General features: G+C 41.8%; 14 protein-coding genes, 1 tRNA gene, 1 rRNA gene, 1 other RNA gene, 1 pseudogene and 1 other annotated feature. Of the genes and pseudogenes, 14 read left to right on the top strand and 4 right to left on the bottom strand.

What is annotated here, in order from left to right; genetic code table 11:
* Nucleotides 1-114 precede the first annotated feature (114 nt).
* Nucleotides 115-231, top strand: a 5S ribosomal RNA gene (gene rrf / locus ACIFOT_RS23920).
* Between the two features lie 487 nt (nucleotides 232-718).
* Here the strand turns inward: rrf and ACIFOT_RS23915 are convergent.
* Nucleotides 719-1,660: a YaaC family protein gene (locus ACIFOT_RS23915; RefSeq protein ID WP_430068772.1), complete on the bottom strand. Its 942-nt coding sequence runs from the start codon at nucleotides 1,658-1,660 to the stop codon at nucleotides 719-721.
* 107 nt (nucleotides 1,661-1,767) lie between these two features.
* Between ACIFOT_RS23915 and guaB the strand changes: the two genes are divergently transcribed.
* The 6 genes and pseudogenes from guaB to ACIFOT_RS23885 all read left to right on the top strand — a co-directional run bounded on the left by guaB (nucleotide 1,768) and on the right by ACIFOT_RS23885 (nucleotide 7,676).
* Nucleotides 1,768-3,234, top strand: coding sequence for an IMP dehydrogenase (gene guaB, locus ACIFOT_RS23910; RefSeq protein ID WP_430068769.1), 1,467 nt, complete (start codon nucleotides 1,768-1,770; stop codon nucleotides 3,232-3,234).
* A gap of 201 nt (nucleotides 3,235-3,435) precedes the next feature.
* Nucleotides 3,436-4,755 carry a serine hydrolase gene (locus ACIFOT_RS23905; protein ID WP_430068778.1) on the top strand — a complete coding sequence of 440 codons (1,320 nt, stop codon included), beginning with the start codon at nucleotides 3,436-3,438 and terminating at the stop codon, nucleotides 4,753-4,755.
* Between the two features lie 155 nt (nucleotides 4,756-4,910).
* Nucleotides 4,911-5,186 (top strand): annotated as a pseudogene (locus tag ACIFOT_RS23900) (pyridoxal 5'-phosphate synthase lyase subunit PdxS); the annotation flags it as partial.
* Between the two features lie 102 nt (nucleotides 5,187-5,288).
* On the top strand, nucleotides 5,289-5,879 hold the full coding sequence (gene pdxT, locus ACIFOT_RS23895; protein WP_430068766.1) for a pyridoxal 5'-phosphate synthase glutaminase subunit PdxT: 591 nt from the start codon (nucleotides 5,289-5,291) through the stop codon (nucleotides 5,877-5,879).
* 56 nt (nucleotides 5,880-5,935) lie between these two features.
* Nucleotides 5,936-6,161, top strand: a binding site (T-box leader).
* Nucleotides 6,162-6,211: 50 nt separating this feature from the next.
* Nucleotides 6,212-7,492, top strand: a complete 1,281-nt coding sequence (serS, locus tag ACIFOT_RS23890; protein ID WP_430068763.1) for a serine--tRNA ligase — start codon at nucleotides 6,212-6,214, stop codon at nucleotides 7,490-7,492.
* A gap of 91 nt (nucleotides 7,493-7,583) precedes the next feature.
* Nucleotides 7,584-7,676, top strand: a tRNA-Ser gene (locus ACIFOT_RS23885).
* A gap of 194 nt (nucleotides 7,677-7,870) precedes the next feature.
* Here ACIFOT_RS23885 and ACIFOT_RS23880 read toward each other — a convergent pair.
* The 3 genes from ACIFOT_RS23880 to ACIFOT_RS23870 all read right to left on the bottom strand — a co-directional run bounded on the left by ACIFOT_RS23880 (nucleotide 7,871) and on the right by ACIFOT_RS23870 (nucleotide 10,735).
* Nucleotides 7,871-8,566, bottom strand: coding sequence for a deoxynucleoside kinase (locus ACIFOT_RS23880; protein WP_430068760.1), 696 nt, complete (start codon nucleotides 8,564-8,566; stop codon nucleotides 7,871-7,873).
* A 16-nt stretch (nucleotides 8,567-8,582) separates the two neighbouring features.
* A complete protein-coding gene (locus ACIFOT_RS23875) occupies nucleotides 8,583-9,230 on the bottom strand; it encodes a deoxynucleoside kinase (RefSeq protein ID WP_430068757.1) in 648 nt (215 codons plus the stop codon).
* Between the two features lie 215 nt (nucleotides 9,231-9,445).
* Entirely contained in the window at nucleotides 9,446-10,735 is a 1,290-nt protein-coding gene (locus tag ACIFOT_RS23870) for a glycosyl hydrolase family 18 protein (protein ID WP_430068754.1), read from the bottom strand.
* A 106-nt stretch (nucleotides 10,736-10,841) separates the two neighbouring features.
* On the opposite strand from ACIFOT_RS23870, the gene tadA reads away from it, so the two are divergent.
* The 7 genes from tadA to ACIFOT_RS23835 all read left to right on the top strand — a co-directional run bounded on the left by tadA (nucleotide 10,842) and on the right by ACIFOT_RS23835 (nucleotide 15,291).
* Nucleotides 10,842-11,354: a tRNA adenosine(34) deaminase TadA gene (tadA, locus tag ACIFOT_RS23865; protein ID WP_430068775.1), complete on the top strand. Its 513-nt coding sequence runs from the start codon at nucleotides 10,842-10,844 to the stop codon at nucleotides 11,352-11,354.
* A 91-nt stretch (nucleotides 11,355-11,445) separates the two neighbouring features.
* Nucleotides 11,446-11,711: signal recognition particle sRNA large type (gene ffs / locus ACIFOT_RS23860), an RNA gene on the top strand.
* 129 nt (nucleotides 11,712-11,840) lie between these two features.
* A complete protein-coding gene (gene dnaX / locus ACIFOT_RS23855) occupies nucleotides 11,841-13,535 on the top strand; it encodes a DNA polymerase III subunit gamma/tau (protein ID WP_430068752.1) in 1,695 nt (564 codons plus the stop codon).
* A 20-nt stretch (nucleotides 13,536-13,555) separates the two neighbouring features.
* On the top strand, nucleotides 13,556-13,876 hold the full coding sequence (locus ACIFOT_RS23850) for a YbaB/EbfC family nucleoid-associated protein (RefSeq protein WP_430068749.1): 321 nt from the start codon (nucleotides 13,556-13,558) through the stop codon (nucleotides 13,874-13,876).
* A 192-nt stretch (nucleotides 13,877-14,068) separates the two neighbouring features.
* Entirely contained in the window at nucleotides 14,069-14,665 is a 597-nt protein-coding gene (recR, locus tag ACIFOT_RS23845; RefSeq protein WP_335715320.1) for a recombination mediator RecR, read from the top strand.
* 32 nt (nucleotides 14,666-14,697) lie between these two features.
* A complete protein-coding gene (locus ACIFOT_RS23840) occupies nucleotides 14,698-14,916 on the top strand; it encodes a YaaL family protein (RefSeq protein WP_430068746.1) in 219 nt (72 codons plus the stop codon).
* 111 nt (nucleotides 14,917-15,027) lie between these two features.
* Nucleotides 15,028-15,291: a pro-sigmaK processing inhibitor BofA family protein gene (locus ACIFOT_RS23835; protein WP_430068743.1), complete on the top strand. Its 264-nt coding sequence runs from the start codon at nucleotides 15,028-15,030 to the stop codon at nucleotides 15,289-15,291.
* Nucleotides 15,292-15,508 lie beyond the last annotated feature (217 nt).

Below are 15,508 nucleotides of genomic sequence, written 5' to 3'. Positions count from 1 at the left end.
GCTGACTGATACTAATCGTTCGAGGACTTAACCAAGTCAATAAGGTGAACTCGATTTTACTAAAACTTCTTCTGCATTATCTAGTTTTGAGGGAATGAACCCTTAATAAAATAGTCTGGTAATTATGGCGAGAAGGTCACACCCGTTCCCATACCGAACACGGAAGTTAAGCTTCTCAGCGCCGATGGTAGTTGGGGCACGCGCCCCTGTGAGAGTAGGACGTTGCCAGGCAAATGAAAAAGGACAATCCGCGAGGGTTGTCTTTTTGTATTGGGAACAAACGTATATCCAAAGTTAAAATGGACTATATTGTGGACACGGGAACTGGAAAAATGGAAGGCCGAGTCCACGATAGCGCTTATAGAGGACATAAGCTTTGGAAAAATGAAAGGTCGAGTCCGCAATAGCCCTTATAGAAGACACGGGCTGTAGAAAAATGAAAAGCACAGTCCACAATAACGCTTATAGAGGACACAGGCAGTGGAAAATAAAAGGCCGAGTCCACAATAACTCTTATAGAGGACACAGGCAGTGGAAAAATGAAAGGTCGAGTCCGCAATAGCCCTTAGAAGACACGGGCTGTAGAAAAATGAAAGGCTGAGTCCGTAAGTAGCCCTCAATCTTGTTAAGGACAGGTCTAACTACCGACCACCCCCATAAACTCAGCTTCATAACCATGCCGAAAGACAAATCACAAATTAACCCCCCGAACTGTCTTTCACCCCATCAAATACTGATAAACTAAAAACGGACCCTTTTTCATCGTAATCCCCAAAAACGTATCAATAAACGGATAATCCCGATTCGGCATCATTTTCGTCAATTCACTCCACCATTCCGTTTCATAACGAGCAATCATGCTCAGGTTATACAACAATAAATAATGGATCAGCAGCTCAGGAAAATTAAAAAGATTACTTTTATGAAGCGGCAAACAATAAGAATTATTCTCCAAATTAAGCTTCACCGGGGAAACACCTGAAAGAGCCTTCTCATCAGCAGAAAAACTAAGTCCTTCCCCCAAAAACTCAACCCCACTACCAACCTTAGAAGCAAAAAACTCCTTAAACCGCCCATCTGTCATATGAAAGTGGTCCAAAACCATCTCAGGAATAATAAGCTGATCACCTTGCTTATGTAATTTTGCAAAGGTTCTCTTCCCCTCAATTAAAAAGAATAAATCATCCAGCTCAGGTATAAGCTGTAGTAATTCCTCCATGAAGACTTTTTCCCCTTCCAATTGTTTCACATGAAACAATTTTTCCGACATATAGGGGAAAAGTCCATTTTTTTGTATCTTCACCTCATCCTGAAAGAATAGATAATTTTGTTTTTTTCTTTTTCGAGTGGAAACTCCATGTGCTAAAACAGCTGTCGTTTCAGGATAGGCGGGATCTATGGTTAAAATGCATGCTTTTATTAAATGAACGAGACCATAAAAAAGAAGAATTGGTTTTAAAATAAGCGGGGATTTTTCAGCCTGTTCATAATATATTTGTCCATGTTCAAGATAATAAAGAAAGGCATAACCGTTTTCATAACTTTTTTGTTCAGGATTTTCGACTCCGCCTTTTTGGTAACATTTTCTTAAAAAAGCTTGGCAGTATTCAGCTGAAAAGAAGCAGGCAAAGCTTTTCCAATCCTTAAATTGAATATCCAATATAAAATCACCTTTTTCAGAAAAATCAAATTAATACTTTCTCCTTGACAGTATTTTGTCCAATTGTTAACCTACAAATAAAATTTTTTGTCCTGGAGGCCGTTAAAATGTGGGAAACTAAGTTTGCAAAAGAAGGTTTAACGTTTGATGATGTGTTGTTGATTCCTGGTAAGTCTGAAGTTCTGCCGAGAGATGTGAATTTACAAGTAGAGTTATCGCCTAATGTAAAGCTTAATATCCCGATTATCAGTGCGGGCATGGATACTGTTACCGAATCGGAAATGGCAATCTCGATTGCCCGACAAGGCGGCTTAGGGATTATCCATAAGAATATGACTATTGAACAACAGGCTGAGCAGGTTGAAAAGGTAAAGAGATCAGAAAGTGGAGTAATTAGCGATCCATTTTACCTAACCCCAGATCACCAAGTATACGATGCAGAGCATCTAATGGGGAAATACCGAATTTCAGGTGTGCCAATCGTGAATAACATGGAGGAGCAAAAGCTGATTGGAATTATTACCAACCGTGATTTGCGTTTTATCCAGGATTACTCTTTCAAAATTTCTGACGTGATGACAAAAGAAAATCTTGTTACTGCGCCAGTAGGCACAACCTTGAAGGAAGCTGAAAAAATCCTTCAAAAGCATAAAATTGAAAAGCTACCGCTAGTGGATGATCAAGGTGTCTTAAAAGGACTAATCACCATTAAAGATATTGAAAAGGTCATTGAGTTCCCTAACTCAGCAAAAGACCGCCAAGGGCGTTTATTAGCCGGTGCTGCCGTCGGCGTTACAAGCGATACTATGAAACGTGTCGATAAGCTTGTTAAGGCAAGCGTAGACGTCATTGTTGTCGATACCGCTCACGGGCATTCAAAGGGCGTTCTCGACACGGTTAAACAAATTAGAGATGCATATCCTGATTTGACCATTATTGCAGGAAATGTCGCCACTGCTGAAGCTACGAAGGACTTGATTGAAGCGGGGGCCGATGTTGTGAAAGTGGGAATTGGACCAGGTTCAATTTGTACCACAAGGGTCGTTGCAGGTGTAGGTGTTCCACAAATTACCGCTGTTTATGATTGTGCAACAGAAGCAATGAAGCATGGAAAAACAATTATTGCCGATGGCGGAATTAAATTCTCAGGGGATATTGTCAAAGCGCTCGCAGCCGGCGGTCATGCCGTCATGCTTGGAAGTTTATTAGCAGGGGTAACTGAAAGCCCAGGAGAAACGGAAATTTTCCAAGGACGCCGCTTTAAAGTTTACCGGGGAATGGGCTCCGTTGCCGCGATGGAAAAAGGTTCAAAGGACCGTTATTTCCAAGAAGATAATAAAAAGTTTGTTCCAGAGGGAATTGAGGGCCGCATTCCATATAAAGGGCCATTATCCGAAACAATTTACCAGCTGATTGGCGGCCTTCGTTCAGGAATGGGGTATTGCGGAACAAAAGACCTGTATGATTTAAGAACAAAAGCACAATTCATCAAAATGACGGGTGCAGGCCTACGAGAAAGCCACCCGCATGATGTACAAATCACAAAAGAAGCACCAAACTATTCAAACATATAATTTTTAAACAGAGGGGCTAATGAGCCTCTCTGTTTTTTTATGAAAAAAGTCCTGCCTAGTACAAAAAATGGATGTAAGATGGGTCGATGCTCTGTCTATGATTTACTAGGCAGTTATGATAAAATAACCAAGGTGTAATAAAACGTTGGAGGGTTATATAAAGTGAACAAACATGTTTATCAGAAATGCATTGCCGGCTTCATGGCAATCATGTTGTTTATCAGCCTATTTGCCGGGGCGAGTTCAGCCAAGGCAGAAGCAGCTTTAAATGTAAGTGCAGACGGTGCGATTTTAGTCGATGGAGAAACAGGTAAGGTTTTATACGAAAAGAATGCAGATACTGTACTAGGAATTGCTAGTATGACGAAGATGATGACGGAGTATCTATTACTAGAGTCCGTAAAAAAAGGGAAAGTGAAATGGGACCAAGAATACACACCAAGTGACCTTGTGTATAAAATCTCCCAGAGAACAGATCTTTCCAATGTTCCATTAAGACCAGATGATAAATATACAATCCGTGAGTTATATGAGGCAATGGCGATTTACTCTGCAAATGCCGCAACCATTGCGATTGCTGAAAAAATTGGCGGTTCGGAAACGAACTTCGTTAAAATGATGAATGATAAAGCAAAGAAGTTGGGATTGAAGGATTATAAATTCGTTAATTCCACTGGTTTAAATAATCGTGATTACAATGGCATGCAGCCGGAAGGAACAGGTGCGGAGGATGAAAACGTAATGTCATCTCGTGCCGTTGCCAAATTAGCGTTCCATTTAATTAATGATTTCCCAGAAGTCCTAAAAACTGCAAGTACGCCAAAGAAAACCTTTAGAGAAGGCACAACCGACCAGATTAAGATGGATAACTGGAACTGGATGCTGCCATCTTTAACATATGGCTATGAAGGTATGGACGGGCTTAAAACAGGTACAACAGATTTCGCCGGCTACTGCTTCACCGGAACGGCGAGCCGTGATGGCAAGAGGTTTATCACAGTTGTACAAAATGCCAAAGATGCCAGCGGCCAAGGCGGCTATAAAGCGCGCTTCGACGAAACAAGAAAAATGATGGATTATGCGTTTAGCAATTACACAAAAGAAGAAGTAGTTCCAAAGCATTATCAAGTGAAAGGCTACAAAACAATCCCTGTTATTAAGGGGAAAAGCGATCTAGTAAAGATCTATACAAAGTCAGCCATCAATATGGTGATTTTAAATGGCGAGAAGAAAGAATATAAACCTGTTTTGGTATTAGATAAAAACAAGGTGAATAAAAAAGGTGAATTAACTGCTCCGATTAAAAAGGGCGATAAGGTTGGAACGTTAACAATTCAACCGAAAAATGGCGAAAAGGTCAGCTTCTTAACGGCAGAAGGTCAAAAGAAGGTTCAAGTTGATGTCATTGCGGCGCAGGATGTTGAAAAGGCAAACTGGTTTGTGTTAATGATGAGAGGCATCGGCAATTTCTTCGGAGATGTATGGCACGGGATTTCCAATACCGTTAAGGGCTGGTTTTAATCCTCACGTTAATATGGAAAAATAAGCTATTTAAAAAAAGGATTCTTGTCTTGACAGGAATCCTTTTTTGTTGCATTAATGATTTTATGGGACATATTCCGTGGAAATATTCCAAAAGTGTAAAAGAATAATTCTTACTATTGAGCGTCTTGGCCCGCCTTCCAGTAGTTAACTTTGCTGCCGGCAGTGTCGCAACACCTGCTGATGCAGCCCTTATGATGCAATTAGGCGCTGACGGTGTATTTGTTGGATCTGGTATCTCCAAATCAGAGAACCCAGCGAAATTTGCAAGAGCGATTGTTGAAGCAACAACTCATTTCCAAGATTACAAATTGATTGCCGAACTTTCAAAGTATCTTGGAATTCCGATGAGGGGTATCGAAATTTCATCTTTAGCAGCTGAAGCACGTATGCAGGAGCGTGGATGGTAATAATAAAAGCGGAAGGCGCCTGCTTATCGGATTAGACCTCGAGCCGATGGCGCCTGGAGTTGGACAGTTATCAAAGTTTAAGACCAATAAAGGGGTATTACTATGATTAAAATTGGAGTTCTCGCTTTGCAAGGTGCTGTCCGCGAACATATTAACTCAATTCAAGCATGTAACGTAGAAGCGGTTGCCGTCAAACGGAAAGAGCAATTAGACGAAGTTGATGGCCTCATCCTCCCTGGCGGAGAGAGCACAACGATGCGCCGCTTAATTGATAAATATGATTTCATGCCCGCTTTAAAGGAATTTGCCAGCGCTGGGAAACCAATGTTTGGTACTTGTGCAGGACTAATTCTATTAGCAAAAGATATTGTTGGCTATAGTGAGCCGCACGTCGGCGTAATGGACATTAAGGTGGAACGCAATTCCTTTGGCCGTCAGGTTGATAGCTTTGAGGCCGACCTTGCGATTAAATATGTTGCTGAAAGTTTCCCAGCGGTATTTATTCGTGCGCCGCACATCGTGGAGGCAGGAGAGAATGTTGAAATCCTGTCCAAGCATAATGAACGCATCGTCGCTGCACGTGAAGGCCAATTCCTAGGTTGTTCCTTCCATCCAGAACTAACAGACAATCACCGCCTCACGGCTTACTTCGTGGAAATGGTGAAGGAAGCAAAGGCAAAACAATTAGTATAAAACTGGTTGCATTTGGATAATATATGTAGTAAATTAAGAAATACAAATCCATATTGTTTAAAGCAATGAGAGGAACTAGTAACAAGAAGTTTATTCTTGAAGAGAGCCGGTGGCTGGTGTGAACCGGTGGATAAAGCTTGTGAATCCCTCCTCGAGTAAGGTATGGAACGTCTTTTTTGTAAAGGCCAGTAAGTACTTTCGGTACAAATCCGTTAACGTTTTTGAGGTGGACAGTTTCGACTGTCAACCAGGGTGGTAACGCGGGTAACTCTCGTCCCTGTTTTTGGGGCGGGAGTTTTTTGTATTTATTTTTAAAAAAGGAGTGCAGTTGGATGTTAGATATTAAAGTATTAAGAGCGAATTTTGCGGAGGTTAAAGAAAAGCTGCAAAATCGCGGTGAGGATTTAACAGATCTGGGCAGATTTGAAGAGCTTGACTTAAATCGACGTGAACTGATTGTTGAATCTGAAAAATTAAAAAGCCGTCGGAATGAAGTTTCTCAGCAGGTTGCAGCATTAAAACGCGAAAAACAGGATGCTGATCATCTGATTACGGAAATGCGCGAAGTGGGTGACCGCATTAAAACACTTGATGAGGAGCTTAGAGGAGTAGAAGAGACATTGGAATTATTGCTGCTCAGTATCCCGAATATTCCACATGAATCTGTTCCCGTCGGTGAAACAGAAGATGATAATGTCGAAATCAAAAAGTGGGGTCAAGTGCGTGAGTTTGAATTTGAAGCAAAGCCCCACTGGGATATAGCTGATCAATTAGGGATTCTCGATTTTGAACGGGCAGGAAAAGTAACAGGAAGCCGGTTTGTCTTTTACAAAGGGCTTGGAGCACGTCTAGAGCGAGCGTTAATGAGCTTTATGCTAGATTTGCATGTTGATGAGCATGGATATACGGAAATCCTGCCTCCGTACATGGTTAACCGAACAAGCATGACGGGGACAGGGCAGTTACCGAAGTTTGAAGAGGATGCCTTTTTAATTGAAAGTGAAGATTATTTCCTCATTCCGACTGCAGAGGTTCCGGTTACCAACTATCACCGTGATGAAATCTTAAGCGGCGAGGAACTGCCAATCCGCTTTGCGGCGTACAGCGCATGTTTCCGTTCAGAGGCAGGGTCAGCCGGCCGAGATACCCGCGGATTGATTCGCCAGCATCAATTCAATAAAGTAGAGCTTGTAAAGTTTGTGAAGCCTGAGGATTCTTATGAGGAGCTTGAAAAGCTGACAAATGATGCAGAAAGAGTGTTGCAGCTTCTGGAACTTCCATACCGCGTTCTAAGCATGTGCACGGGTGACCTAGGGTTTACTGCCGCGAAAAAGTATGACATCGAGGTTTGGATTCCAAGCTATGGGACTTACCGCGAAATCTCTTCTTGCAGTAATTTTGAAGCCTTCCAGGCGAGACGGGCTAATATTCGCTTCCGCCGCGACCCTAAGGCAAAGCCTGAACATGTTCATACACTTAACGGATCTGGCCTTGCGATTGGCCGCACGGTGGCTGCTATTTTGGAAAATTATCAGCAGGAAGACGGCAGTGTCGTGATTCCAGCCGTACTCCGTCCATATATGGGCAACCGCGAGGTCATTAAGCCTTTTTAAAAAATTTCTGGGCGGATTTGATCCGTCCAGTATTTTTATTTAAAAAGTTGACATGCTAATCATATTATGATAAATTATCTTTTGTTGATACGGAGGAATACCCAAGTCCGGCTGAAGGGATCGGTCTTGAAAACCGACAGGCGGGTTAAACCGCGCGGGGGTTCGAATCCCTCTTCCTCCGCCACAATATACTTACAATCGCGCATAAAACTGGAGATAAAAATTCGTTACATATACATGTAGCGGATTTTTTTTTATTTAGAGAAGATATTAATTGTGCGAGAGGCTCCAAATGCCCGAAGAGGCAAAAAATTATGCCCAACGGTCACTAAGGGACTCACAAAAAACTTAGCAAGATAAAAAAACACCAACTGGCTATCAGCCAATTGGTGTTTTTGTTATATTTAAAATCTCGTTTAATTTTTCTTCCACTTCACGGCAAACGCGCTCGGCATCATCATTGCTTTTTACGACATCAGTGCTGTCCATATCAATAATTAATACTTCACTGGCATCATATTGATTTAATACCCAATCATCATAGCCCTTCCACACTTCAAAATAATACTCTTTTAGCTCTGGGTTAATTTCAAAGCTGCGGCCGCGTGACATAATTCGATCAATAACCGTATCAAAGGATCCCTTGAGGTAAACCATTAGATCCGGTGCTTTTTTCGGAAGCTCTTTTAGTTCTTCCATCATGTTTTCCACGAGATCTTCATAAATTTTAAATTCTAAATCCGAAATTCTGCCTAATGTTTTATTCACATAAGCAAAGTACCAATCTTCATAAATCGACCGGTCTTGAATGGTGTAAATAGGCTCACGCCAATTAATACATTCTTTTACCGTTTTGAAGCGTTTATTTAAAAAGAATAATTGCAGGAGGAACGGAATTCTTCGTGCATCTAATTCCTCAGGTGTCAATTCATAATAAAGTGGAAGAATCGGATTATCATCCACCGTTTCGTAAAACACCTTGCTCTCAATTCCTTTATTTTTAAAGTGTGCATTTAACGTGTCTGCCACACTTGTTTTTCCAAGCCCAATCATACCACCAATAACAATACTCACTAACATCCCCCTGTTTCTATAATGTGTTGGACCAGCTGTTCTCTTTTAACGATAATGATAGTTTTTCAATAATATGATTTAAATCTGCTTTATTTTTGACAAAATCCAACTCATCGCCGCTAAAGCGGAGAACGGGGATTTCCGGATGTTCCTTTTCAAAGCTTGTAATGGCATTTTCATAGTCGATGGATAGTTGTTCTAAATATAACGGGCTGATATTTTTCTCTACTTCTCGCCCTCTTATTTTTATACGGCTGAGCAGCGTATCAAGACTAGCATTTAGATAGATAATGACATTTGGCTTTGGCATATCCTCCGTTAAAATTTGATAAATCTTGTAGTACTTATTGTACTCATCAGGATTTAACGTCCGAGAAGCAAAAATCAAATTTTTAAATATATGGTAGTCCGCTACAACTGACTTGTTTTGGCTTAAATAATGGGTATTGATATCCCCTAATTGCTTAAAGCGATTGCAGAGAAAGAACATTTCCGTCTGGAAACTCCATTCCTCAATATTTTCGTAAAATTTCCCAAGGAATGGATTTTCATCAACAATCTCTTTTAATAAAGCAAAATTAAAGTGTTCTGAAATGGCCTTTGCAAGTGATGTTTTTCCAACACCAATCGGCCCTTCAACGGTAATAAAGGGTGTATCCCCCATTGCAAGTCCTCCTTCTCCAACTGCCTGCACTCTCTATATTAACCAGGATGAACCGGATAATTTATTCTATCTTTGCCATGGTAAATCTTTTGACACAAATGATATTTTATCACAATCTGTCGCAGGAAGGGATATGGAAAATTAAGAAGTTAGTCGTTTCATGTCAAATATATGAAAAAACTGCCGAATGACGGCAGTTCTTGTCAGAATTATTTTTATGTCCCACGTTTTGTCACATGGAAATTATCCACGATCAACAGCCAGTTTTGCGGGAAGGAGAGTCCAAGCTTCCAGTAGCTCATTCCTCGCAAATTCATCGTTTTGATTAAGTCAAATTTGGCTTGGATGGAGCGGGCATCTTCAAACCAAACCTCATGTCTTTTTCCGCTGTTATCGGTGTAGTTAAAATGTGGAGCCTGCGCTTTTGTGTCATATTGAATCGGGACATTATGCTGTGCGGCAAGCTTGATAGCCTCCTGCGGGCTGACTGCCTTGGCGACTGAGCCTTGGACAAATGGGAGCGTCCAGTCATATCCATACAGGTTCTGCCCCATCAAAATTTTATTTGAAGGAATTTCAGTAACCGCATAATCTAATACCTTCTTTACCTGATCTATCGGTGATACAGCCATCGCAGGGCCGCCGCTATAGCCCCATTCATAGGTCATAATAACGACGAAGTCTGATATTTGTCCATGAGCTTTGTAGTCATGTCCTTCATACCATTTCCCTTTCTGGTCTGCACTCGTTTTTGGAGCAAGTGCGGTAGACATTAGCCAGCCTTCCCGGCTGAATCGCTGCTTTGCCTTTCGTAAAAAGCTGTTATATGCCGCGCGGTCTGCTGGGCGCAAAAATTCAAAGTCAAAGTGAATATCGCGGAAGCCATATTTTTTGGCGGTCGCTACAATATTGTCGAGAAACTTATCTTGTATCTGCATGTTCGTTAATAAAATACGGCCTAATTCATCGCTGAATTGGTCATTTTCCTGATTGTTGATGACCATCATTAAAACGTTGCGGTTGGCCCTGGCAATGGCAGGGAAGTTATTTAGTAACGGCTCTTTCAAGGTGCCGTCACGGCGAGCTTGGAAACTGAACGGGGCTAAGTAAGTGATATATGGTGCCGCCTCGCGGGCGCTTTCCTCCAAGACAGGGGCAACCGTATCGCCGCGCGGCTCGACGTACGCATTAAACTCAGCATTTTTTTTTATTCCCGGTGGAATATAGAGACGATATCCAACAGTAAGTGGCTGATTGACTTGAATTCGATTCACGGTCGCAAGTGTCTGAGCTGAAACGCCATATCTTCTGCCTATAGTGGTTAAAGATTCACCTGGTTGAACAAAATGAAAATGACCGACAATCGGTATTACCAGTGATTGTCCAATCACGAGATTGTTTGGATTCGGAAGCTCGTTTGCTTCAATTATATCTTGAACCGTTGTATGGTATGTTCTCGCAATGGTGGTTAACGATTGATTTCTTTGGACAACATGAATTTGCATTCATATTACCTCCCAACGTATATGCGCTAGAACTATTCTATGAGGGCATGTGCAGATAAATGTTATAATGTAGATAAATAAATAGTAGGACGGTTTATTTATGGCAATGGATGTAGCACCAGATGAATTTTATATGCTGGAGGCAATTAAGGAAGCTAAAAAGGCTGAGGAACTGTACGAGGTGCCGATTGGCGCTGTAATTGTGCTGGATGGAAAGGTAATCGCAAGGGCCCATAATTTACGTGAAAGTGAGCAAAGATCAATCGCACATGCAGAGCTGCTTGCCATTGATCAAGCCTGCAAGGAATTAGGAACATGGCGGCTTGAAGATACGACTTTATATGTGACCTTAGAACCTTGTCCGATGTGTTCAGGGGCGATTATTTTATCAAGAGTAAAAAGAGTCGTATACGGTGCGGCGGACCCTAAGGGCGGCTGTGCGGGCACCTTGATGAATCTCCTCGAGGATGAGCGGTTCAATCACAAGAGCGAGGTCGTGAAAGGAGTATTGGAAACGGAGTGCGGCCAATTGCTTTCTAACTTTTTTCGAAAAATTAGAGAGAGGAAAAAGCGGGAGAAACAGCAAAGAAATGATGGTCTGTTGAAAGATTTACAGTAATTTACAAAGGATAAAGATTGATTTTTTCTGAGATTGTTTGTATACTAAAAAAGCGTCAGATATGACGCCTTAATATTTGGTATCAACTTTGCCGTGCTAGGTGGGGAGGCAGCGGTGCCCTGTACCCGCAATCCGCTCTAGCGGGACTGAATCCCTTCTCTGAGGCTCGCGACCTGTAGGGTCTGCCTTAAGTAAGTGGTGTTGACGCCTGGGTCCTGCGCAATGGGAATCCATGAACCATGTCAGGTCCGGAAGGAAGCAGCATTAAGTGGACGCTCTCATGTGCCGCAGGGGTGCCTGGGCTGAGCTAACTGCTTAAGTAACGCTTATGGGCGCCAGTCGAAGGAAGGTGCACGGCAGTTTATTTTACATAATTAAACTCATCCTAGAATAGGGATGAGTTTTTTTGTTATTCTTTTTGTAAAAAGGAAAATAGATACGTTATAATAGTTATGATGAAAAATTTTTGAAGGGGGCGATTGTCACATGTCTTATCAAGCTTTATATCGTGTTTGGCGTCCACAGAAATTTATTGATGTAGTAGGACAAGAACATGTAACGACGACATTGCAAAATGCCCTGCTTCAACAAAAGATCACCCATGCCTATCTTTTTTCCGGACCAAGAGGAACAGGTAAAACAAGTGCTGCTAAAATATTAGCAAAGGCAATCAATTGTGAGCGTGCCCCAGTTTCAGAGCCATGCAATGAATGTGCGGCCTGCCGTGGGATTACGAATGGGACGATTTCCGATGTACTAGAATTTGATGCTGCCTCCAACTCCAGAGTCGAAGAGATGCGTGATGTTCTTGATAAAGTGAAGTTTGCTCCTACTGCCGTGAACTACAAAGTCTATATTATCGATGAAGTGCATATGCTATCGATTAGTGCCTTTAATGCTCTGCTAAAAACGTTAGAGGAACCGCCAAAGCATGTAATCTTTATTTTGGCGACAACAGAACCTCATAAAATTCCATTAACGATTATCTCAAGGTGTCAGCGCTTTGATTTTAGGCGGATTACCGCGGGTTCCATCGTCAATCGGATGAAGTTGATTGTCGATGAAACAGGCGTTAATTGTGACGTGCACGCCCTGCAAATGATTGCCAGGGCGGCTGAAGGCGGAATGCGTGACGCCTTAAGCTTATTGGATCAAGCGATTTCCTACAGTCATGACCGTGTCACCATTGAGGATGCTCTAACGGTAACAGGTTCAGTATCCCAAGGATTTTTAAATAAATTAGCTGCAGCATTCCGGGATAAAGATGTTGCCAGCGGGTTAGAGGCGTTAGATGAGCTTTTGTTTCACGGAAAAGACCCAGCCCGATTTATCGAGGATATGATTTTGTTTTATCGTGATATGCTGCTTTATAAAACAGCACCCAAGCTCGAGGAATCCATGGAAAGAGTTATGCTGGATGATGAATTTCGCGAAATGGCTGAAGCGATTCCGACTGAGCAAATCTATCAACTCATTGATCTCCTTAATAAAACACAGCAGGAGATGCGCTGGACAAACCACCCAAGGATTTTCTTAGAAGTAGCGATTGTGAAGCTATGTCAAATGGAAGCAGCACAAACTATGCAATCTGGAGCGGCACCAGCAAATGTCGACCATTTGATAGCAAGAATTGACCAGCTTGAAAATGAATTGAGGCAATTAAAGGTAAATGGTGTGGCGATTTCCGCGCAAGAAGCGGCTCCAGCACCGCAAAAGACTGCCCAGAGGAGTTCGAGAAAAGGATTCCAGCCGCCTGTCGGTAAGATTAATGAAGTGTTAAAGCAGGCAACTAAAAATGATTTAAATCAGATTAAGAGTAAATGGGGCGAAATGCGGGCCAATTTAATCAAATCGCATGCGGCCTTACTTAATGAAGCAGAGCCAGTCGCAGCCTCGACTGATGCTTTAATTATAAAATTTAAACATGAAATGATTTGTCAAATGGCGATGGATAGAAGGGATTTCCTCGACGGAATTACCGCGGCCTTAAATAAATTCACCGGTAAAAGGCTTTTAATCTTAGGAGTACCCGAGGAACACTGGATGTCGATCCGGGAAAGCTTCCTGAGCACACAGCATGGTGAAGAAGGAGAAAGCAGCGGACCGGAACATGAAGAAGAACCTCATATTGCTGAGGCCAAAAAATTATTTGGCGAAGAGTTTGTTGAAATAATTGACTAAAAAATGGAGGTAATTTAAAAATGATGCGTGGCGGAATGGGTAATATGCAAAATATGATGAAGCAAATGCAAAAAATGCAAAAGCAAATGGCTGAGGCTCAAGAAAAATTAGGCGAAGAGAAAATCGAAGGAACTGCTGGCGGCGGCATGGTTAGTGTCGTGGTAACAGGTCATAAAGAAGTAGTCGATGTTCAAATTAAACCGGAGGCAGTTGATCCAGATGACGTGGAAATGCTGCAGGATTTAGTCCTAGCTGCTGTAAACGATGCCCTTAAAAAGGCAGAAGAACTAACAAACAATACTATGGGACAATTTACAAAGGGAATGAATTTACCGTTTTAAACAAAAAAGCGGAAGCGCCTTGCCCAGCTCCGACAGGCAAATGTTCTCCACCCGGAAAGTCGCTTTTTGACTTTTTGGGTGGAGGTTATTTGACTCGAGGAGCTAGGCGCTGAAGCTGGATTAATAAAAATATATAGCCAAAGTGCGTAGGTACTCATGCACTTTGGCTTTTTTTAAGAGAGGAATAATACCATGCACTATCCTGAACCGATATCGAAGCTGATTGACAGCTTTATGAAACTGCCGGGCATCGGTCCAAAAACAGCCGCCCGCTTGGCTTTTTATGTGTTAAGTATGAAGGAAGACACCGTGCTTGATTTTGCAAAGGCATTGGTGAATGCGAAACGAAATCTTACTTATTGTTCGGTCTGCGGCCACATCACCGATCAAGACCCATGTTATATTTGTGAAGATCAACGCCGTGATAAAGGCATAATATGTGTAGTACAAGATCCTAAAGATGTAATCGCGATGGAAAAGATGAAGGAATTTAATGGATTATACCACGTATTACATGGGGCGATTTCTCCGATGGACGGGATTGGACCAGAGGATATTAATATCCCGGATTTGTTAAAACGATTACAGGATGAAACTGTGCAAGAGGTCATCTTAGCAACGAATCCAAATATCGAAGGCGAAGCAACAGCGATGTATATTTCTCGGTTGTTAAAGCCGTCAGGCATTAAAACAACGAGAATAGCCCATGGTCTACCGGTTGGCGGCGATCTTGAGTATGCTGATGAAGTAACCCTATCCAAAGCATTAGAGGGCCGGCGGGAATTATAGGCTCGCACAAAAAAAGACCGGAGGATTCGATTATGTTTTTTCGGCGTAAAGGCTGGCTTCGAAAGGAATATGATGAAAAGCTTTTGATCCAGCTAAACAAATTTAAGGAACATTGGCAGCAGGAAAAACTGCTGTTGGAAAAATGCTTTGACCCATCTGATGAAGTAATTTGTCAAACAAAGATTGCAGAAGCGAAATATATCTTCCTTTTAAGAGAAGCAAAAGAACGGAATGTTACTTTAATGAGGTAAGATTTAGCCGTGGCGCCTATTGAAGGTGCCACGGCTTTTCCTTTTTCTCAGGTCTATTTTTTTGAGCTTGTACATATGTTTTATAAAGGACCTAAGAAGGGGGATTACTTTTTGGAACCAATTGTTGTCATTTCCGTTTTAGGGGGGCTCATCATTTTGTTATTATTTTCGGGGGCTCCCTTTAAGCCAGCTCGTTTTGTGGGCCAAGCAGCCATAAAGTTATTAATCGGGGCGTTATTTTTGTTCTTCCTCAATGTTGCAGGCAATCATTATGGCATTCATGTACCAATCAACTTCGCCACTTCTGCAGTCTCAGGCTTTTTGGGCATTCCAGGCTTATTAGCATTAGTAGCAATACAGCATTGGATTATCTAACAGTTGCAGGCCGCTGAAAACAACAGCGGTTTTCCTTTGAAAAAATAAGAAAAAAAGTATTGACCATCTAAATGATATGCTGTAATATAGTAAAAGTCGTCACCGAGACGGCAACAACTAATAAAAAAGTTATTGACTTTGGGTTGGTTGTTTGGTAAGATAATAAAGTCGCTTTTGAGCGATAAAGAAATCGATCCTTGAAAACTAAACAAACAAA

This window comes from Neobacillus sp. NRS-1170 (assembly GCF_050468025.1).
Note: the sequence above shows the minus strand (reverse complement) of the source record. Positions and strands in the feature narration are given on the sequence as shown.